We start from the raw sequence: 20,246 nt of genomic DNA on the forward strand, positions 1-20,246 counted from the left end.
AAATAATAGCATGGAAAATCAAGCGCGTAAAGAACGCATTCTTGTTGTTCAGCCTTACGGCATCGGCGATACGCTTTTTATCTTTCCTCTTCTCAAAGCCCTCAAGCTCCAAAGAGATGCAGAACGCCTCGATGTCATCATCGGCCCCAGGACCCGCCAGCTAATGCAGCTCTGTCCCTATGTCGATGAAATCCACGTCATCGACAAGGACCTATGGAAACGCATATCCAAGATCGCCGTTTTGCGTGAAAAAATAAAACTTCTTTTCCATTGCGCCTCGAGACATTATGACCTGGCTTTCGATTTTTCCATGCAGCCCGAATATTCTTTTTGGGCCAAATTCTTCCTGCGTATTCCCATCATAGCGGGTTTCAATTATAAGAAGAGGAATATCTTTCTTAACAAACCTCTGAACCTTCCTGAGCAGGGCTACAGCGGTAAAAGCGTCATTGAATACGTATGCGATTTGGCCGGCTTGATCGGACTGGACATTGCCGACAAAAAGCCGGAGTTAAGGCTTTCTTCGAATGTCGAAGCAGCGGCGGAGAAACTTCTAAAAGATGGCGGCTGGAGCGGCGGACGCTATATTGTCGTTTCAGCCGGCGGAGGCGCAACGTGGGGCATGGATGCCTATTACAAACAATGGCCGCCGGAATATTTTGTGCAGTTTTTGAAGCTGTTGGGGGTCTTTTTCGATCCCGGCGCTATCGTGCTTCTAGGGACAGACGACGAGCGGCGTTTCGAAAAGCTTTTTTCCGGTTTATCGGCGCCCATCATCCCTCTTTTCGGAGAAACGGACATCGCCGAAGCCGCAGCTATTATCAAACATGCCGCTTTATTCATCGGAAATGACGGAGGCCTGGCCCATATCGCTTCCTGCCAGGATATTCCGATGGCCGTTTTTTATGGGCCTGCCGACCCGAAAGTTTACGGTCCTTATCCTTCAAGAGAAAATGCCGTCGTCTTATCCAGGCGGCTCCCTTGTCAGCCTTGTTATCAGTATTTCCGCTATAATAAATCCTGCCAGGACATCGCCTGCCTTAGAGGGCTTCTGCCTGAAGATGCCTTGGCGCAGCTTAATGAAAGACGTTTTTTTGAATTTTTTAAGAAGTGATCCTGAAGGCGTTTAATTCTTCCTTGCCAGATAATCCCCTATCGCCAGATACTCCAGGCCCGATTCCCGGAACATGAGGATGGCATCTTGCGGCGAGCAGATCATGGGTTCTCCGCGCCTGTTCAAGGATGTATTGATGACGACCGGGACTCTTGTCTTTTTGTGGAAGAGACTGATCAGGCGGTGGAATTTTGGGTTGTGGCGTTCATCGACCACTTGCGGTCTGCAGGTGCCGTCCACGTGGACGGCCTCGGGGATCCGTTCTTTCCAGTGGGGCGCCACGTCAAAGGCGAACGTCATGAAAGGCGCGGGGTGATCGGATCCCAGGATGTCGGAGGCATATTCCTTAAGCATGGACGGGCAGAACGGTCGCCAGCTCTCGCGGAACTTGATGATGGCGTTGATGCGGTCGTTGGTCCCGCGGATGGTCGGGTTCCCCAGAATGGATCTGTTGCCCAGGGCCCTGGGGCCCCACTCCATTCTTCCCTGGAACCAGCCGACGATCTTGCCGTCTTTCAGCAGCGAAGATGCCGTCTCGCAGATGTCGGCGCACTTCTCAAACCGAAAACCCGAGGCCTTGAGCACAGGCTCTATCTGGGCGTTGGTGAATTCAGGGCCGAGATAGACGTGTTCCATGGGGGCGATCTTGTCTCCAAGCTGGGCGGCGACGTAGGCGGCGGCACCCAGCGAAGTCCCGGAATCGTGCGACGACGGCTGGACCCATAGCTGTTTGACCAGAGGATGCTGGATTAGTTTTCTGTTGATTGAAACATTTAAGGCGCACCCTCCTGCGAAACAAAGACGGCCTGAGCGTTTCAGGGATTTTTGCAGGCGGTTTTCCAAGAGATGCAGCACAATATCCTCAAAAGTCTTCTGGGTGGCCGCGGCAATGTGGATATAGGGTTCAGCCAGGCTGTCTCCTGTGCGCGGCAGCCCCCAATCTTCCACCATTTTTTTAGGGATCAAAACATCAGGATGATAGCGTTGTGTCCGGATGGGCCAGACATAGTCGTCCGCCACTCGAAAATCCCTACCTTTCGGCCAGATGATATGGGACATGGGGATCTTGCCGGCATCTCCGTAGGGCGCCATGCCCATAACTTTATACTCGCCGTCACCGATCTCAAAGCCGAGATACGCCGTAACCGTAGAATAAAAATACCCCAGGGAATCCGAAAAGACGATCTCGTGTAACTTTTCAATTTTTCCATTTCTCGATTCGGCAAAAAGACACGTGGTAAGTTCTCCGGCGCCGTCCAAAGAGAGGATGGCGCTATCTTCGTAACCGGAAAAATAATAGGCGCTGGCCGCATGGGCCATATGATGCTCTACCAGGTGTATCTTGATGCGCGAACGGTCGATATGGGCTTGCGCAAGCGTGTCGTAGAGCTTCTTAAGCGCCGCCTCATTTTTCTTTTTTTCCTGTGCGATCACCTTAAAAGCGCGGGAAGTCCTCTTGAATAAAATCCTTCTGGCTACCCTCCATTTCAGCTGATGATAGATGCTCGTCGACCATGGATAGGCGACATGGTCGATATCCTCGGGTGTCAGGCCGGCGGTCTCAAGGCAAAAGCGTATGGCGTTGACCGGCAATTGGCCCTCCGCGTGTTTTTTTCTCGTGAAACGTTCTTCGTCGGCCGCAGCAACGACCTTTCCGTCAACGATCAGGGCCGCCGATGGGTCGTGTGTCAGCGCGCCGCAAATACCGAGGATGACCATGAATCAACTCCGCATGTTTGGTTTTTTCATGAAAAGACTGCCCAGAAAAAAACTGTCCGGGCAGTTGTCGAAAAGGATTTGATTGCCGACGATCTCCACGCCTGCCGGCTCGACGACATCGCGTAAAAGTCTGTCTTTCAGGCCGTAACGCAACCCCTTGTCCAGCCGCGGGTCATTGCGTCCCGCATCATAATCGAATGTCACGGCAACCATCCCACCGGGTTTTAAAACTCTGTTGATTTCCTGCATTGTCTTGCGCCGGACCTCTGGAGGCAGGTGCTCCAGGACACAGATACAATAGATTTTGTCGAAGCTTTCGTTTCGGAACGGCAACGGCCGGGCAAGGTCGCGGTTGTAAAGACGCATGTTCCATCCCATGCGGCGCGCCGCATATCTGGCATTGTAGATTAAACCGTGCTGCCCCCAGTCATAATCAAGGACGTGCGTCGAACAGCCCAGCGACGCCACATAGAAAGAGAATACCGTAGAAGCGCCCCCCAAATCCAGCACGATGTCGGTGGCCTGCGGCATTGCATGGGTCAAGATCCAGGCGTTTTCCCAGAGTTTGTTACGTTCCTTCTCCGATATAAAATCTTTAGCCTTAAAGCTGCCAGCGGCAGAGGTGCATCTTAATCCTGAAGTCTGGAGTCTTGTGCGGAGGTCTTCTAAAGCAAGGGCTAAGGCATGGGTGCGGGTTTCGGCAAGATCGGTCTCGCGCTCCATAAACGTTTTATTGATGACAGGGATCTTGGCAGGACCAAGACAGGCTTCCTGCATAAATGTCTCTTCTTGCGTTTTTGTTATCGCGCCGGATTTTTTTCTGGGTATCCGTTTGGCCAGGGATCTTGTCCATTTGACAGCCAACAGATAAAGACGATAGGTCAATGGAACGCAACGCGGCACGATATCGTCGCAAAATAATATCCTGAATGTCGTGCTGTGCCTGCGTTTTTTAGGTTCCGTCATGATTTTTTGACCAGATAATCCCCTATCGCCAGATACTCCAGGCCCGATTCCCGGAACATGAGGATGGCATCTTGCGGCGAGCAGATCATGGGTTCTCCGCGCCTGTTCAAGGATGTATTGATGACGACCGGGACTCTTGTCTTTTTGTGGAAGAGACTGATCAGGCGGTGGAATTTTGGGTTGTGGCGTTCATCGACCACTTGCGGTCTGCAGGTGCCGTCCACGTGGACGGCCTCGGGGATCCGTTCTTTCCAGTGGGGCGCCACGTCAAAGGCGAACGTCATGAAAGGCGCGGGGTGATCGGATCCCAGGATGTCGGAGGCATATTCCTTAAGCATGGACGGGCAGAACGGTCGCCAGCTCTCGCGGAACTTGATGATGGCGTTGATGCGGTCGTTGGTCCCGCGGATGGTCGGGTTCCCCAGAATGGATCTGTTGCCCAGGGCCCTGGGGCCCCACTCCATTCTTCCCTGGAACCAGCCGACGATCTTGCCGTCTTTCAGCAGCGAAGATGCCGTCTCGCAGATGTCGGCGCACTTCTCAAACCGAAAACCCGAGGCCTTGAGCACAGGCTCTATCTGGGCGTTGGTGAATTCAGGGCCGAGATAGACGTGTTCCATGGGGGCGATCTTGTCTCCAAGCTGGGCGGCGGCATAGGCGGCGGCACCAATAGAGCCGCCCGCATCATGGGAAGACGGCTGCACCCACAAATTTTTGACGAGTGGATGTTTCAACAAAATGCGATTTAATGAAACGTTAAGAGCGCAACCGCCGGCAAAACACAGATTTCCATGGCTTTTCAGCTCCTGGGCCAAATACGTTTCAAGAAGCCTAATGGTTGTGTCTTCAAGTTTTCTCTGGGTTGCAGCTGCAATGTGGATATAAGGCACATTAAGCTCGTCGCCTTCGCGCTCGGGCCCAAATTCCTTGATCATCTTCCTGGAATAGACCTTGTCCGGCCTGGCCCGTTTGCTCCTGGGGACCCAGACATAATCGTCGTTGCACCTGTAAGTCCTGCGCCGAGGGTTCCACCAGAGGATATGGTCCAGATTAACCTTCCAGGCATCTCCGTAGGGCGCCATGCCCATGACTTTGTATTCGCCATCCTCACGCTCGAAGCCGAGATATTCGGTCATCGTCGAATAAAAATTCCCGAGGGAATCCGGCGCTACGATCTCCTTGATTTTACTGATGGCTGCGCCCTCGGCGCGGCCGATCAGCGTTGAGGTGATTTCGCCGCCCCCATCGATGGACAATACAGCAGCCGTCTTAAAGCCGGAAAGAAAATAGCTCGATGCCGCATGGGCGATGTGATGTTCGATCCAGTGGATTTGAGGCTGATGCTTGTCGAATCCGCTTTCACGCAAGGTCCGGGCAATAAAAGCAGCCTGGCCCCTGTACTCCTTCATGTTGCGGAAGAATTTCTTATAGGCCCGCGAAGGATTTGAGACAAAAGTACGAAAAAAATATTCCCAGCGCCTTTGGCGTAACGCCGATAGCGCCCACGGAAAAGCCACCGCATCGATGTCCTGCGGCTTCAAACCCGCTGTTTCTAAACAGAATTTAACGGATTGGCGGGGACATTCGTCTTTAGCGTGTTTCCTGCGCGAAAAGCGTTCTTCCTCAACAGCCGCCACAACTTTGCCGTCTACCAAAAGCGCAGCCGAAGCATCGTGTCCAAAAGGTGCGGCAATCCCTAAAATTTTCATAAGTCTTTTCTGTGCTCTGTAATCTGTTCTCTGCTCTCTGTTTTTTGTTCTTTTTCATCAAGCATCTGGCGGAATTTTGCATAGCTGATCAACTGATACATTGTATCGTAAAAAGCTACCATGAAACCGATATAGCCGTCTTTCCAGCCTTTCTTTCCGATGTAACGTCTGAAGAAGCGGTCAATAGCCCTCCAGGCGATCCGGCCGCGACCCATTTTTCTGTTTGTCGTGATCCATTTCTGAGCTTCCAGCGTCGTCTGACGATTGAGGCTGGCTAAAAAGTGGCCGAAATCCGGATATCCTTTGTGGACGATGTCGCATTTCAGATGGCCGCAGGTGCCGTCGACAAAAGCCCTTGGATGGACGACGACATCTTCATATTTGAATTTATTCTTGTCGAAAAGCCTTACCTTGGCCGCCGGATACCAGCCGCCGTAACGCACCCAGTGGTTCCCTATATAGTTACGCAAAGGCACGGAAAAACAGGCATGCTCCGTTGAAGCGATGGCGGCAGTTATCTCCGATTGAAGCTCCGGTGTCACGGTCTCATCTGCATCAAGGCTCAAGACCCAGGCATTACGGGCCTGCGCATAGGCCCAATTGCGATGGGTGCCCTCCACGTCCATTTTTTTAATGAGGACCTTATCCGCCAGCTCCTGGGCGATAGGTACCGTTTTATCGGAGCTCATATCGTCTACGACGATGATTTCGTCCGCCCAGCCTTTAAGAGATTTGATACAAGCGGCGATATTTTCTTCTTCATTTTTTGTCAGTATCACAACGCTCAACCCTGTCTTAGACATGTTTAACCAGCCTTTTTAGTGTTTGTGCCACGTATATAATCTGTTTTTTCGTTATATGGGGATGGATCGGCAAACAAAGCACGTCGCGGCATACCCTCTCTGCGACCGGGAAATCTCCGCGGCGATAACCCAGGTGCCTGTAAACAGGCTGCAGATGCAAAGGCACCGGATAATGCACGGCCGCGCTGATCCCGGCTGAAATAAGACCCTCTAAAACTTTGTCGCGGTTTTTCACTCGAATAGCATAAATATGATATACGTGTTTTCCGTAACCGGCCACCCTGGGCAGCCGGATGCCTGGAATATCGCCGAGATATTTGTCGTACATTTCGGCCACGCCGATCCTTTTTTGATTCCAAACATCGAGGTGCCGCAGTTTGGCATTTAAAAATACCGCCTGCACCGAATCCAGGCGTGAATTGAACCCTATGGACCCGTGCACATATTTTGATATGCGGCCATAATCACGAAGTTTCTTCAGTTTCTGGTACAGCTGCTTGCTGTTTGTCGCTATCAGGCCTGCATCCCCGAATGCGCCGAGATTCTTGGTAGGATAAAAACTGAAGGCGCCGATATCGCCGATGGAGCCGGCCTTGCGACCACGGTATTGCGCCCCATGCGCCTGGGCTGTGTCTTCGATGATGCGAAGTCCGTGTTTTCGCGCTATCTTGCGGATGGGGTCCATATCCGCCGCCTGGCCGTAGAGATGCACCGGCATAATGGCTTTGGTTCGTTTCGTGATGACGCGTTCGATTGTTTGAGGATCGATATTAAACGTGGCTTCGTCAATATCGGCAAAAACGGGCCTCGCGCCTGTATACGTCACGGCAAAAGCCGAAGCAATGTATGTATATGCGGGCACGATAACTTCATCCCCCCGGCCGACCCCAAGGCTCAAAAGCCCAAGGAACAACGCATCCGTTCCCGAATTGACGCCGATAGCATACCGACAGCCGATATACGAGGCGAAGGATTCTTCGAAATACCGGACATCTTGGCCGAGGATATAATCGCTGCGTTGTATCAGAGCGTCGTTCAATCTTGAGATTTCTTTTTCTGTTTCGCGGTATTGCGCCGCAAGATCTACAAAACGCACCTTCATAAGAAGAGTCCTTTCACTGTTTAAAACTGAAGCCCCATGGGCCTGCCCTTGGCCTTGAGGCCAGGGCGAGCCCGTGGGTCCTTTTTGATTCGCCCGTGGGGCGACGTCCCGATCCATCATTCATCCACGGGCTTAGCCTCGCCCGCCAAAGCGGGCAGGGAATTCTGGCAAACGGGATTAACGCGTTGGCCCCTCACAAGGATTTCCGCGCTTCTAAGGGTGCCAAGAAGCAACCAGAACAATGCCGAGAGCTGAACCGAATAGAAATCATTGTCGAAAAAGGCGCGCACCAGCCAACCCAAGATGCCGCAAAATAAAGCCAAGAGATAGGCATCGCAATATTTCCATAATGTCCTGATACTTTTAGCTAAATTCCAAAGTAGGAAGACTACCAGCGAAAGTATCGACACGAAGCCGGCCTCCGTCCATATCTGCAAAAAAGAATTATGGGCGTACATCTTCCCATAGATGGGGGTCTCGGCAAAAAAACGCGGGCCGAAGGTCCCTAGGCCGTTTCCCAAAATAGGATGTTGCTGAACGAGGTGCCAGGCGATTTTCCAATAGGCATACCGTCCCTGGTCGCCGCCTGTTTGAAAGATAAACAGAAAACGCTCCCAGCCGCGAGGCGAAAGAAATAAACATCCCACAAAGGCCGCTAAGACAAAAAAAGCAATGTGGAAGCGCTTTGATAGAAAAACCATGGCCAGCATTCCAAGGATAACAGCCACCCAGCTTCCTCTCGAATACGTCCAGTAAAGGCCATAAACAAACAGAACGATCAACGGAAGCATGACAGCGCGCGGCCAATCCCACGACCTTTTTGGGATCAACAAAGATATCGCAAAGAGCAGAAGCACGGCCAGGACAATGCCGAGACTGTTATAATTTCCGAAGGTCGCGCTGATGCCGGATAACCCCCTGCCGACATCGACCAGAGGTTGATGCGCGAAAACATCATACCCCCAATATTTCTGGAAAAAACCATCAAGACTTAATATGACGCCTGTGCCTAAAGAACACCAGACGATTTTTTTAACCCTGGAATATTTAATTAAAATATCCTGTACCATAAGAAAAATCAATGCATTTTTTAACCAGCGACCGAAGAAAAACGAGAGGGTTTTGGTTGTATAAGGACCGCTGTTGACTACAGACAGAAGCGAAAAAGCCAAAAAGGCATAAAAAACCAACAGATCGGGCGCCTTGAATGCTGCAAAATCCGGCTTCAGGGATTTCTTAATAATGACGACAAGTACCATGATGGCGGGCAGGATGCTTGTAGCGGCTATCGAAAATGGCGTCAGAATGACCAGCAAATACAGGAGCCCGGCCAAAGCCGTATCGCAATATATGATCATCCGCTCGCGGGTAAAATTCATTTGCTTGCCTTTTTGTTTCCGAATCGCATGAGCGAAATGAAGGCCTTTGCATAAGCCCGAACATCATACCAACTGCGGATCTTGGCCAGCCGCCCTAACATGTAACGGGGTCGTTTATAAAACGTTTTCCAGGCATGAGCCGTCGCCGCTTCAATGGTTTCCGGTGAAGCCGTCGGAAGGCGCATAAGGCATTTGGAGGCCGTAAATAATGACAAATCTTCGGATAATAGGTAATCATTCTGTTTGGCCCATTGATACATCGGCGTCCCTGGATAAGGTGTCGTGATGTTGAACAGCGCGAAATCAGGATCCGTTTTTAGGGCGAAATCCAGGGTCCGTCGCATGCTTTCTTCTGTCTCGCCTGGGTTGCCATACATAAAAGACGCTCTGCAGGCGATGCCGGCCTTTTTGGTCAATTTGATCGCCCTTTCGGCGTCCGCAAGACCTATGTTCTTGTTGATGTTTTTCAGGATTTGAACGTCGGCAGACTCGATGCCGTAACATATATGATGGCACCCCGCTTTTTTCATAAGTCCCAGTACTTCCTCGTCGATAAACTTGACGATCGCATTACAGCTCCAGGTGATGTCGATCTTGTTTTTAAGAATATCTTCACACAACTGAACAATACGGGGCCTGATGGTCACGAGAGTATCGTCGGAGAATGAGATTTCCCGTATTCCGTGACGCTGTGTCAGTATTTTGAGCTCATCGATAACGTTTTCGATGGATCTTAGGCGCAGCTTCCCCGGCCAGATAGTCTGTGTCGCGCAATAGGTACACCGGAATGGACAGCCCCTCGACGTGATCAGATTGATAGCCGGCAGGCGGCGAAAAAGGGCCTCGGGGGGATGGTATTTGCGTATAGAAAAAAGATGGTAGGCGGGGAAGGCGATCATATCAAGATTTTCAATCGGCGGACGATCGGGGTTGTGCACGATGCGCCCTCCCTGCCTGAAAGAAAGGCCGAGGGTTTTTTCAGAAGGATTCCCCTTGGCCAGCTCCGCCATGGCCTCCTCGCCTTCACCTCGAACGACATAATCGACATCTTCGCAGGCCAAAACCAGATCCGGCGTCACAGTCGGCTGTACGCCTCCGAGGACTGTCCTGGCTTCCGGGAATGCTTTTTTACATATCCCCGCAATATCAAGGGCGGCATAAAGCGTTGTGGCGGCAGATGTGATCCCACACCACCGGGGATGAGGGTCCATTTTTTCCAAATAAACCGCAAGCTCCCTGCGGGTCATGCGGTCAATATTAAGATCAAGAATCCGCACCTGCAGGCCTGCCTTTTCCAACGACGCCGCGACATATCCTAATCCTAAAGACGGCAGACAGCTAACGACCTTGAAACGCGCCCTGTTGTCGTCGCTCGGCTTTTCCCACGGCGGATTAATCAACAAAACAAACATAGGCATCTTTCATATGTTAAGCGACGATGTATCATCGCATGTGATCTTCTTTAAGCCGCTCCATAACACTAATCAAACCAATGCTGAATCCTGCAGTAATGCTTGAAAAAAAATGCGGTGTCGCAGTAAAACCGGCCAACAGAATGACAAAAACAGACAAAAAGAATATCTCGGTGATGATGGCATCGTCTTCTTCACTTCTAAACCACGGCATCCACTTGATGAATTTGATGATGATCATGGCACAAAAAACAAGAAAAAACAATACGCCTATGACACCCTGACGAGACAGCAGGGCTAACGGAAGGAAATGGATCGCATGAACTGCATGAATCATCCCTTTATAGAAGACCCGCATCGTGATATCGGGCGTACGAGAAAGATCGACTGTAGCACCATTACCGAAGCCAAAAAGAAAAGTCCAAAAGTTTTGATTTTTGAACTTGTCGAGAACCGCTTTTGATTCAAAATATCTCTCATTCAAAGAGACATCCTTCATGACATCAGTCTGGAATCTCTCAAGCAGATCAGAATCGGCGTTAAGAACAGAAAGCATCTCATTGACCGTTGGCTGACCATCAAAAACAATCGCCCCATCGAATAAAGCAATGCTCCCTGCTTGAGTGAACAATTGCAGATTGACAGTCTCAGTATTACTGCGTATAACTTTAGAAACCGTTAAAAATTCCCATCGTCCGGAACCGGAATGGTAAGAGGAATAATTAAACTCGTGCCCATTAACATTGTCCACAATGCCGATATAAACTTTTCTTGAATCAGTAGCATAAACCCAACAGCCAAAAGTCAAGGTGTGACCGGAGAGCGCAAATCTTTCAAATTCATCGGAAATACGCAACTGTGCATAATAAGGGCCTGCATCGTTGCGCTGGTTTTTGAGCGATAGACCAATGCTGCCTATTCTTGATTTTGTTGATTCCTTACCAAAAGCCCCCGTTTCATAAACAGTCCATCTTGGATGCTCTATTTTGATTGGGAGTGTCGTCGGCGCAACCGTCAAAAATTGCTTATTTTCACTAATACTTGGGCCCTTTGATTTTTTACTGCAGCGGCTGTTGTCAGTAGACCGTTTAGTTAAAATTTCCTTTGCCAACAAATACATCTGCCCAGCTTTCATGGATACATGATGCGTTTGGAAAAAATATACTTTTTTGAAAAGATCGGACGAGCGCATAGTGATAAAGATACCCAAGGAAATGATGCAGAAGCCTACGACAGCTCTTTTGATAAATAACTTGTTTTTATGAACAAAAAACAGCAGGACAAAAGATAAGAATATCTGAATCATGAAAATCGTTCTGGTCCTGCTCAGTGAAACAAGCAAGGCGATCACGAACAACCCCAGGAATAAAAATCTGTTTTTTGACGGTTTGCCCAAAAGCCCGAGAGTCATCAAGGATGTCGTTACAACTGCCTCTGTGCTGTGATAGCCATACAGGCCTATGCGGAAGGGTACGGATTCGTAAGGTTGAATAATTCCCCAGTCAACGGGAAAAATAATAATGATAAACTGAACGACCAGCATAAAATAGAAGAAGCTTTTGACTTGAGCGTAATCCTTGATTTGGTTTTTAACAAGAAAATAAGCTAATGGGATGACGGCAAAAACAAACGTATCGCTCAGGAGATAGCGCAGGCTGTTCCCTCGTAGAACACCGACGGATAAGGCGATAATGTCTACAACAAGCCAAGCCATAAAGATCCAGTCGCTTGTTTTGAAATCTCTTTTGGACATCAAAGCACGTCCAAGGGCATACAGAGAGAACAGCATAAAAGCAGGACCGAAAAGCAATCCCCAGTATAGTTTGACCTGTCCGTCTACTAGGAACTGATTTGCATTTTTGGTCATCAAGGCGATATCGGGCAGCGAAAAAATAAAAACCACCGCCAAAACGGCATAAAGCAGGGCGCCGTACAAATACAGCAATTTCATCTTAAAGGCTATGATTTGTTTCATCGTGATAGGTTATAGATGAACGAAATAAGACGAAGCCGCTTTTAACTCTTCGGCTGAGTTGACATTGACATAATGGTCGCATAACACAAAAGATTCAACAATCCGGCCGTCATCAACCGCGCACTGAATCAAATCGGGCAATTCGCGCTCTCCGCGCTGCTGATTGATGGGTGTCTTTTGGATATAATCAAATATCCCAGCCCTCATGAGGATATTTCCTGTGCCCATCCAATCATTGGGCGGATGCTGCGGCTTTTCAATCAGGCGGACGATCCTTTTGTCGGATCCGGAGATCACGGCATATGTTTTGCGGATCAGCTCTCGGTCTCCGACCTTAACGGAACCGCACAGACCAAAAAGGTCCTTGCGGGGAAAAAAATATTTTACCATCTTTTGATGAGCAGGATTAATGAGCAGCTCATCTCCTAGCATCAGCATAAAGTCTTCCCCATCCAGTACTTCTCTGGCGCACTCGATGGCGTGGACGACCCCCCTTTGCTCTTCCTGTTCGATGTATCGGATAGGAATAGAACGAAAAGACGAGCCATACGTCGTCCTGATCTCTTCAGCCTTGTAGCCGACCAAAATATCGATTTCGCGAAAACCTGCCTGATAGGCACATTCCAGGCTGTATTCGATTAAGGGTTTACCTGCGACTTTCAGCATGCATTTATTGATTGCTTGCGACATGTCGCCCAGGCGTTTGCCGCGGCCACCCGCTAAAATCAAAACTTTCATTAACGACGCCCTTCTTTTTGAAATATCTTTTTGTTTTCCTTGATCCAATCCAGGAGCTTCTTGATTCCGTCCCGCGGCATCACTTTTGGCTCCCAACGAAGGTTTTCCTGTGCCTTTGTGATGTTACAGACAAAATATTGCAAGTCTCCGTGCCGACCGGGTTCAAAACGCACCGAGGGCTTTTGTTTATTGATCTCCGCGATAATGTCGATGCATTCCAAAAGTGAAATGGCTGTTTTTTCACCGCCACCGATATTATAAATCCCAGGTTTTCTTGTTCGATAAAATGCGTCGAATGCCTCGCAGACATCTGTCGCATATATGATGTCGCGAACCTGTTTGCCGGTGCCAAAAATCGTCAGGGGCCATTCCAGGACGCTGCGAATGGAAAAATTAGCCACCCATCCGTGGTCTTCGCCTCCAAATTGGCGTGTGCCGTAAATGCCTGTGAGACGAAAACTTGCAGCCTCCAGATGGTAGGTATCGATATATGTCTTGATATAAATGTCTCCCGCGCCCTTGGAGGCGTGCAAAGGAGTCAGAACGCCTTCCAGGGTCGGATGGTTCTCGTCGATCCCTGCCGGGATTCTTGTATATTTATGCGCATCTTCCTTCAGGGTATCGTTGATCTTATTACCGTAAACATGGACGGTGGCGCAACAGGCAACGGGGATCTTCAGGGCCCTCGCCGCCTCAAGGACGTTAAACGTCCCTAAGACATTTGTCGTGATATCGAGGCGCGGATCTTCCCAGCTGATCGTCATCGCCGGCTGTGCAGCCGTATGAATGATGTAATCACAATCCTTGGACCATTTAAGAAGTACGTTACAATCCCTGATATCGGCTTTCACCATCTTGACGCCGAGCTTTTTTAAGTGGTCCCAGTTGTAGCTTCGTGCCGCATCTTGCGCAAATCCCGTCCGGGCCAATTCATGCTTGGTCATATTATCGTACGAGATAACCCTGTCTCCTCTACGGGTATAAAATTCACAGACATGCGACCCCAGGAAACCGCAACCCCCAGTCACCAAAACCTTCATACAACCCCCTTCTTGTCTCGGTATACTTCCGTAAATATCCTTAGATTTTCTTTTGCGAAATTCTCCCATGTCAGGTTCTTTTCGACCCATTCGCGGGAAATCCTGGCCTTCTCTGCATAACTCTTTCTGTTTTGATAAATTTCCATGACAGCCTCGGCATAATCATTGGTGACTATTCCGAGATCATGGGTTTTAATAAGATCCGACGCACCCATAGTCTCTGAAACGATGACTGGAGTACCAGCGCAAAGTGCTTCAAACGGAGCAAGCCATCCTCCCTGCGTTTTAACAGGAAAAAGCGCAAGGTCGCTGACGTGGTAGAGCTCGACAATATCTTTCCTTGCCAGAGGTCCCAAAAAGAAGACGCTGTCTTTTAAGCCGTGTGCGTCGATAAAAGAATCAAGTTCCCGTCTATAATCCTGGTTTTCCGGGCCGGCCAGAACCAGACAGGTCTGCGCAAACACCTTTTTGACAGAAAATAAGGCCTTAATGCTCTCTAATTGGTTCTTTTGTACAGTAACTGTACCGACCTGAGTTATAACGAAGTGGCCTGAAAGCCCGTATTTATGCAAAATGCTTTGTCTGTCAACAGGAGGCCTGGAAAAAAAATCAAAATCAATGCCGTAGGGAACGATGTCCACCCGATGCCGGTATCTTTTCTTGATACGGTCGGCATTGATGCGATCTGCGCCGCATATCCTTTTTGCCGTTCTGCGGACAAGGTAACCGTCGATATGCGCCCCGACAGAATTTAAAAGCGCATGCAACGGTGAACGGGATAATGTATTCCATGAGTCGGGAGGCTCGTTACACATCCAGACGGCATCGCGCACCCCGGCCAAGGCGCAGGCCCACGTCGCGGGAAAATTATGAATATGGACAACATCGGCTTTGCTCAGATGTATTTTGATCAAGTCCCTTAAGAGAAAAATCTGTTTCATAAAGTCGGCGATGCCATCTGCGAGATTCTTGTGATGAAGGGCCGGCATCACGGGCTCCGGCGGCAGATAGAAAGGAATGTCCGCACACGCACGCCTGACTTCATCGCAGACAGACAAAGTCAAGATACTCACGTTTTGCCCCGAGTTTCTTAGTTCATTCGCCAGGTGAATGACGACGGTTTCGGCACCGCCGTAAAATGACATCTGTGGATGAACTAACAAAATTTTCATAGATCCAGTGCACCCAAAACTAAGAGCGTATTTTTTCGATGAGTCGATAGATACCGATTTTTCTTAAAAAAGCTTTTATATTTTTCAACCCTTTTTGCCCAACAAGTTTTAAAATTAAACTTTGGAGAATGATCAGGCGCTCGGTTGTTAAAATTCTTTGTCGCCAACTAAAATGAGCCCGATAATTAAAAACGTGACAGACGATATCCTCATAGCGATCTTGCAGTAAAGGCGTTTGCCTCTGAGTTGATTCCTCCCGGTTGAATTCAAACCAGATATGCCTCGGTGTTAGTCGCTTGATAGGTCGTGAATTAAATCCAGTAAGGGAAGCTAAAAAACCAAGAGAATTTTCAGAAAAAGTAAAAGTATGATCCTTCCGAAATAGATAATCTCTTCCTGTGTGAGGATCACCGTAAAGATGCCAGACGTCAGGAGTTTCAATCACAACCCTTCCTTTGTCATCTAAAAGAGAGTTAATTTTTTTCATGAAGGTCACTGCTGAAGAAGTATGCTCTATAACATGAAAAGCTAAAACAAGATCAAAACGATGGCGTGAGACAAAATCTTCTAAAAAGCAATTATAAACTTTTAATCCTTTGTCACAGGAAGACTTGCATAATGAGATAGAAGGTTCTATTCCTTCTACACAATAGCCGTCTTTCTCCAAAAGCTTCATTAATCCACCATGGCCACATCCGATTTCTAAAATTTTCATCCTTCTAGGATCGTACTCTGAAAAATTTTCTTTAATATAGTTACGGATATAATTAAAACGGTGTCCGTCTATGACGGACATTAAATCGGCGCCTATTAAGCCATAAAGATCTTCTGAAAAATGATTAGCATAAAATGAGTTTAACTCCCCATTCTCTAAACGCGGATTCTGAAAAACAAGTCCGCATTGGCAACAGACGACATTTGTCACAGGGTGTCTGAATCGTCCCATTGCTTCAATAGTAATATAGCGATCGCTCTGACAAAGATCGCATCGGATATAAACCATAGAAACGCTCCTTTATAAAGCGAGTCGGGCCATTAGACAGCGCCCTTTCTTTTTTAAATCCTTGGCACCATAAAAAAGATAAACCTGTCCACTATCCATAAAAACATGCGGCGAGTTAACAACCTTTGAGTCATACCCCTCTTCAGATCCTTTGGTTAGAATGGGATTATCAATGTATTTTTCCCATTTTATGAGATCTTGGGAAAAAGCTAAGCCGATTCCATATTCATTAAAACGATTTTGACCTTCATAGAACGCGACATAGCTATCCTCTAAGGGGAGGATGCTAACAATTAAAGCACTACTTTCATCCCATCCACCCTGACAACCGGGTTGAAGAATGGGCTCGCTATTTCTACGCCAGGAAAAAAGATCTCTTGAAACGGCAAGCCCCGTTCTCACTTTTTTCCCATCAGAACCTCCGTAAAACAGAAAAAACTGTTCACCAAATTTTAGCACACAGGGTGAGAAGACTCCGCAAGAATCCCAGGAGTGCTTATGACCAACCGCAAAAACAGGATTGCTGGTTTCAAATTGCCAATGAATCTTGTTCCTGGAGATAGCAATGCCTATAGCCCTTCCCTTTGCATGTTGAATGACCTGAGAGGAGGTCTTAGATAGCGATCTATACAATTTTCTATAAACACTCCCAGCTATTCTTTGTAAAGAATATGGACAACAATTTACCCAATGCTTCATCAACCCATTCACATGTTTCTCGACAGCTTCAAAAAAAAGATAATCATTGTTATGATAAGACAGCCACGCAACAGCATCGATATTATGGTTCAAAACCCCCTGATGTTTTGAGGATATGACAGGGTTTCCTGGATATTTCATCCAATGTATCAAATCTCTAGAATACGCCAATCCAATTCCCCAGAGATTGGACTTCGTGCTACGCCCAGTGTAGAATAAAAAGGCATCTTTTCCTGGGGGGCGAAAAACAAAAGGACAATCCACCATCAAATCATCCCAAGCACCCTTTCCTCCTACGTCTAGCACAGGAGTAGGGTGTCTGTTCCATTGGCCTCCTAGAAACGATGCTAACTTCAAGTTAAATCCTCAAAAATCCCCTAGAAGATATTTTTTAAAAACTATTCCATGCAAACAAAGGATGATAATTGAATACAAAAGTAGCCCCGTCACCACTAAAGAATAACAATGCCATTTCCATGGAAAAAATAATAAAAACAGCATCCCCAATACAAAAAACCCCAAAGTCTTCAGCACTTTTTGAAGCCGAAATGGAAAAAAGTTTTTAGTGGAATAAAAATAAAAAAAGAAAGTCAAAATATCTGCAGCAACTTTTGCAAAAGCAGCTCCCTTGATCGACAAAAATGGCACCAAAATCAAGTTTAAAACGACATTCGCCAGCGCAGTCATCACAGCAATTTTTCCGATCAGACCTTGTTGATCATAACACAAAAGACAACGGGAATACACTAGAGCCAATAACATCAACAGAGGCCACCAAATAAGAACTGCAAAAACAGGACCGCTCAAAGTGAATGCTTGGCCATAAATTAAAATCATCAAAGGAGTCGCCCAATAAGTTCCTAAAACAGCGATTGGAAAAAACAAAAAAAACCCCGTGAGAATTGTCCAATAGATCACCGCTTTCATCGCGTGAGATGATTCATGCGCAGCTTTTGACATGATCGGGAGTAACGCGTTAAAGTAAACCGTCAATGCAGTTATCATCAAAATGATCGGTCGGTAAGCAGCGTTATACAAACCGGCTGCACTCCCCCCTTTCCATAAAAATAACAACATTGAATCAAAATAATGGATAACCCAAGCCATCAGGAGACTTAAACCCAGAGGAGCTGTGTCTCGAAGAGTCTTGCGAAAAAATTTCTTATCCCATACAATAGCGAGGGAGCCAAATCTATTTCTGTAGAGTATAAACAAGGAAAATGTTGAACAAAGCCACGAAATATTAAATATTAAAGTGAAGATAAGTAGCTGCTGGTTTTCTCTCACAAAAAGGAAAATCCCGATCATAAAAAGAAAGGCGCGTAAAAAAACCGCTAATGCGACAAAAGCCATTTTTTCTAGACCCTGAAAATACCAGTCCAGAAATAGAGCGGCAGGAATTAAGGCCAGACCATACACAAAAGTAATCGATTTCACGAAAAAGGGTTCATGGAGCAAATATAAAAATACAGCAAGAACGCATAGACTAAAAAAAGACAATAGAAGTCGGAGAGATATTACCCGATTGACGTAGAAATTGGTCCGGTCATGTATTGATCGTGCAACATTTCTTGCACCAAGAAAAGTCAAACCCATATTACTGAGATTCCAAAAAAACATAAAAACGATTTCTGCAAAAGCAACGATGCCAAAACCTTCCGGTCCCAAAATTCTGGCGGCTTGAACCATTGCTACAAAAAAACATATCGCAGCCAAGGCATTTCCAGAAAATAACCAAAACAAGTTAGAGAATATGTGTTTTTTTTGAATCACGAATGCTTTATGTGCCATAGGATAAGGCACTAATCCATCCTCGGCATACACAGATTCTTTTTCTAATTCCTTCTTTGTATTCATATGCTATAATTCAACAGTCTCACAGCCATCAAGTCATTCTGGCGGCACGATTCGAGAAACGGCGGGAAAGATCTTTAGTCGCCGAAGCAAGTAACAGCAAAAAAGTAAGAAAATGTTTGAAAAATCGATAAAAAGTAATAGTCCACACCGCCTTAAGGTACTGTTTTCTATGCACTGATTTAGTATAGTTTCTAAAATAACGAAAAAAAGAAAAAAATGGATCTGCATAAAGTGGTATGGCCGTAAACTGAGCGTACAGAAAAGCAGCCAAAAAAGAGATATTTCGACGGTGGTGATTCAATTTGAAGCGTGGATCAATAATTCGTTTATAAGGCTGACTTCCAAGATAGACATCATATTCATCTTTTTTTAAAGGAGGATGCACATATTCTTGATAAATCATCGTTCCTGGCAATGGAACTGTAACAAAAAAACCGTAATGAGTAGCTTTGATCGCACGAGCTAATGCGATCGTTGCTTTAAGATCTTCTTCGGTTTCAGTCGGCGTATTGATCATAAAATTTGCAAAAGTTCTTAACTTGTATTTTTTACAAATAGCATAAGCGTTATGAATCTGGTTAAGAGTTATCCCTTTCTTCATCAATTTTAGGATTCGTTCGGAGCCACTTTCAACCCCAAACTCCACTTGTATACACCCACTGCTGGCGACCATCTGTGCCATCTTTTCTGTAAAAATGTTGACTCGTGTTTGCATGCCCCAGACAAGAGAATCAAGTTTTCGATGAACTAATCCATCGCAAAAGTCGCGAACACGCTGTTCCGAAACCGTAAAAGAGTCATCGTTAACAAAAAAACTATCGATGCGGTAGCGGTTATAAAGAAATTCTAGCTCATCAAGAACATTGGGTATAGGCCGACATCGAAAGCGTTTCTTGTAGGTATGAACCGCCCATAGCGACGGATTTCCGCAATAAGTACACTGACAAGGGCATCCGCGCGTCGTTTGAACATCTATTCCAGCAAATATACTATAACGGATAATGCTTGTCCGCGGCTGGAGATAGAAATCCATATTTAAAAGGTCATAGGAAGGCATTGGCAAAATGCCAAGGTCTTCAAGAACGGCTCTTTTTGACGTCATAACGACTTCATCTCTATAATAGGCAATCCCTGGGACTTTGTGTACCTGTCCACCGAGCTTAAGAACCTGTAGTAGCTCCACGAGTGTCTCTTCGCCTTCCCCAAGCACTACAAAATCAAAAGGACTTTGAGGATAAAGAAAATCGCCTGGGTAAAATGTCGGGTGGTGTCCCCCTACTATCACTATTCCTTTATATCCCTGCTTCCTCAAATCTAAAGCCATGCGTAAAACACAGGAATATTCAGCACTTAAACAAGTAAAACCGACAAAAGAAGAGTTGGCAGCTAAAATTTGACTGACCGTTTCTTGCTCAATCTTGCGTATATGCGTTTGTTTTCCAGCGTCCTTAATATCTACAATACAACAATCAAATCCTTTCAGTCGCAAATAAGACGCCAAATAAATACAAGGGAATGGGACGATGGGTGAGCTAGCTCTCGTAGGCGGGCTAACCAA

Annotated in this window: 16 protein-coding genes; 1 reads left to right on the top strand and 15 read right to left on the bottom strand. The window is 47.1% G+C overall.

Going from position 1 to position 20,246, the window contains the following annotated elements; genetic code table 11:
• The first annotated feature begins 10 nt into the window (after window positions 1–10).
• Window positions 11–1,114 (top strand): glycosyltransferase family 9 protein, encoded by a 1,104-nt coding sequence (locus BU251_RS04205; RefSeq protein ID WP_128699646.1) that lies wholly within the window; start codon window positions 11–13, stop codon window positions 1,112–1,114.
• 12 nt (window positions 1,115–1,126) lie between these two features.
• On the opposite strand, the gene BU251_RS04210 is transcribed toward BU251_RS04205, so the two are convergent.
• The 15 genes from BU251_RS04210 to BU251_RS04280 all read right to left on the bottom strand — a co-directional run bounded on the left by BU251_RS04210 (window position 1,127) and on the right by BU251_RS04280 (window position 20,177).
• On the bottom strand, window positions 1,127–2,833 hold the full coding sequence (locus BU251_RS04210) for a carbamoyltransferase family protein (RefSeq protein WP_128699647.1): 1,707 nt from the start codon (window positions 2,831–2,833) through the stop codon (window positions 1,127–1,129).
• A gap of 3 nt (window positions 2,834–2,836) precedes the next feature.
• Window positions 2,837–3,799: a class I SAM-dependent methyltransferase gene (locus tag BU251_RS04215; RefSeq protein ID WP_128699648.1), complete on the bottom strand. Its 963-nt coding sequence runs from the start codon at window positions 3,797–3,799 to the stop codon at window positions 2,837–2,839.
• Complete coding sequence (locus BU251_RS04220) at window positions 3,796–5,508, bottom strand: carbamoyltransferase family protein (protein WP_128699649.1); 1,713 nt, start codon at window positions 5,506–5,508, stop codon at window positions 3,796–3,798. Before BU251_RS04220 ends, BU251_RS04215 begins: the two co-directional genes overlap by 4 nt.
• Window positions 5,505–6,311, bottom strand: coding sequence for a glycosyltransferase family 2 protein (locus tag BU251_RS04225; RefSeq protein WP_128699650.1), 807 nt, complete (start codon window positions 6,309–6,311; stop codon window positions 5,505–5,507). Before BU251_RS04225 ends, BU251_RS04220 begins: the two co-directional genes overlap by 4 nt.
• Window positions 6,304–7,413, bottom strand: a complete 1,110-nt coding sequence (locus BU251_RS04230) for a DegT/DnrJ/EryC1/StrS family aminotransferase (protein WP_128699651.1) — start codon at window positions 7,411–7,413, stop codon at window positions 6,304–6,306. The genes BU251_RS04225 and BU251_RS04230 overlap by 8 nt, the downstream gene beginning before the upstream one ends.
• A 116-nt stretch (window positions 7,414–7,529) precedes the next feature.
• On the bottom strand, window positions 7,530–8,792 hold the full coding sequence (locus tag BU251_RS04235; protein WP_128699652.1) for an O-antigen ligase family protein: 1,263 nt from the start codon (window positions 8,790–8,792) through the stop codon (window positions 7,530–7,532).
• The gene (locus BU251_RS04240; RefSeq protein ID WP_228767845.1) at window positions 8,789–10,204 is read right to left on the bottom strand and encodes a B12-binding domain-containing radical SAM protein; all 1,416 of its coding nucleotides are present in this window, start codon (window positions 10,202–10,204) and stop codon (window positions 8,789–8,791) included. The genes BU251_RS04235 and BU251_RS04240 overlap by 4 nt, the downstream gene beginning before the upstream one ends.
• A 31-nt stretch (window positions 10,205–10,235) precedes the next feature.
• A complete protein-coding gene (locus BU251_RS04245) occupies window positions 10,236–12,179 on the bottom strand; it encodes a hypothetical protein (RefSeq protein ID WP_128699654.1) in 1,944 nt (647 codons plus the stop codon).
• A gap of 9 nt (window positions 12,180–12,188) precedes the next feature.
• The gene (locus BU251_RS04250) at window positions 12,189–12,917 is read right to left on the bottom strand and encodes a sugar phosphate nucleotidyltransferase (protein WP_128700957.1); all 729 of its coding nucleotides are present in this window, start codon (window positions 12,915–12,917) and stop codon (window positions 12,189–12,191) included.
• Window positions 12,917–13,957, bottom strand: coding sequence for an NAD-dependent epimerase/dehydratase family protein (locus BU251_RS04255; protein ID WP_128699655.1), 1,041 nt, complete (start codon window positions 13,955–13,957; stop codon window positions 12,917–12,919). The genes BU251_RS04250 and BU251_RS04255 overlap by 1 nt, the downstream gene beginning before the upstream one ends.
• The gene (locus tag BU251_RS04260; protein ID WP_128699656.1) at window positions 13,954–15,129 is read right to left on the bottom strand and encodes a glycosyltransferase family 4 protein; all 1,176 of its coding nucleotides are present in this window, start codon (window positions 15,127–15,129) and stop codon (window positions 13,954–13,956) included. Before BU251_RS04260 ends, BU251_RS04255 begins: the two co-directional genes overlap by 4 nt.
• A gap of 19 nt (window positions 15,130–15,148) precedes the next feature.
• Window positions 15,149–16,132, bottom strand: a complete 984-nt coding sequence (locus BU251_RS04265) for a class I SAM-dependent methyltransferase (RefSeq protein ID WP_128699657.1) — start codon at window positions 16,130–16,132, stop codon at window positions 15,149–15,151.
• 12 nt (window positions 16,133–16,144) lie between these two features.
• Entirely contained in the window at window positions 16,145–17,188 is a 1,044-nt protein-coding gene (locus tag BU251_RS04270; protein WP_128699658.1) for a glycoside hydrolase family 130 protein, read from the bottom strand.
• 9 nt (window positions 17,189–17,197) lie between these two features.
• A complete protein-coding gene (locus BU251_RS04275; protein ID WP_128699659.1) occupies window positions 17,198–18,688 on the bottom strand; it encodes a flippase in 1,491 nt (496 codons plus the stop codon).
• Between the two features lie 28 nt (window positions 18,689–18,716).
• Entirely contained in the window at window positions 18,717–20,177 is a 1,461-nt protein-coding gene (locus BU251_RS04280; protein WP_164908863.1) for a B12-binding domain-containing radical SAM protein, read from the bottom strand.
• Between the last annotated feature and the right edge of the window lie 69 nt (window positions 20,178–20,246).

Source organism: Candidatus Velamenicoccus archaeovorus, from assembly GCF_004102945.1.
Taxonomy (GTDB): domain Bacteria; phylum Omnitrophota; class Gorgyraeia; order Velamenicoccales; family Velamenicoccaceae; genus Velamenicoccus; species Velamenicoccus archaeovorus.

Excerpts from the sequence above, each read along its gene's own strand:
- BU251_RS04235 (WP_128699652.1), bottom strand. The coding sequence starts at position 8,792 with ATGAATTTTACCCGCGAGCGGATGATCATATATTGCGATACGGCTTTG.
- BU251_RS04230 (WP_128699651.1), bottom strand. The coding sequence starts at position 7,413 with ATGAAGGTGCGTTTTGTAGATCTTGCGGCGCAATACCGCGAAACAGAA.
- BU251_RS04265 (WP_128699657.1), bottom strand. The coding sequence starts at position 16,132 with ATGGTTTATATCCGATGCGATCTTTGTCAGAGCGATCGCTATATTACT.
- BU251_RS04245 (WP_128699654.1), bottom strand. The coding sequence starts at position 12,179 with ATGAAACAAATCATAGCCTTTAAGATGAAATTGCTGTATTTGTACGGC.
- BU251_RS04205 (WP_128699646.1), top strand. The coding sequence starts at position 11 with ATGGAAAATCAAGCGCGTAAAGAACGCATTCTTGTTGTTCAGCCTTAC.
- BU251_RS04240 (WP_228767845.1), bottom strand. The coding sequence starts at position 10,204 with ATGTTTGTTTTGTTGATTAATCCGCCGTGGGAAAAGCCGAGCGACGAC.
- BU251_RS04260 (WP_128699656.1), bottom strand. The coding sequence starts at position 15,129 with ATGAAAATTTTGTTAGTTCATCCACAGATGTCATTTTACGGCGGTGCC.
- BU251_RS04210 (WP_128699647.1), bottom strand. The coding sequence starts at position 2,833 with ATGGTCATCCTCGGTATTTGCGGCGCGCTGACACACGACCCATCGGCG.
- BU251_RS04275 (WP_128699659.1), bottom strand. The coding sequence starts at position 18,688 with ATGAATACAAAGAAGGAATTAGAAAAAGAATCTGTGTATGCCGAGGAT.
- BU251_RS04215 (WP_128699648.1), bottom strand. The coding sequence starts at position 3,799 with ATGACGGAACCTAAAAAACGCAGGCACAGCACGACATTCAGGATATTA.
- BU251_RS04250 (WP_128700957.1), bottom strand. The coding sequence starts at position 12,917 with ATGAAAGTTTTGATTTTAGCGGGTGGCCGCGGCAAACGCCTGGGCGAC.
- BU251_RS04225 (WP_128699650.1), bottom strand. The coding sequence starts at position 6,311 with ATGTCTAAGACAGGGTTGAGCGTTGTGATACTGACAAAAAATGAAGAA.
- BU251_RS04255 (WP_128699655.1), bottom strand. The coding sequence starts at position 13,957 with ATGAAGGTTTTGGTGACTGGGGGTTGCGGTTTCCTGGGGTCGCATGTC.
- BU251_RS04220 (WP_128699649.1), bottom strand. The coding sequence starts at position 5,508 with ATGAAAATTTTAGGGATTGCCGCACCTTTTGGACACGATGCTTCGGCT.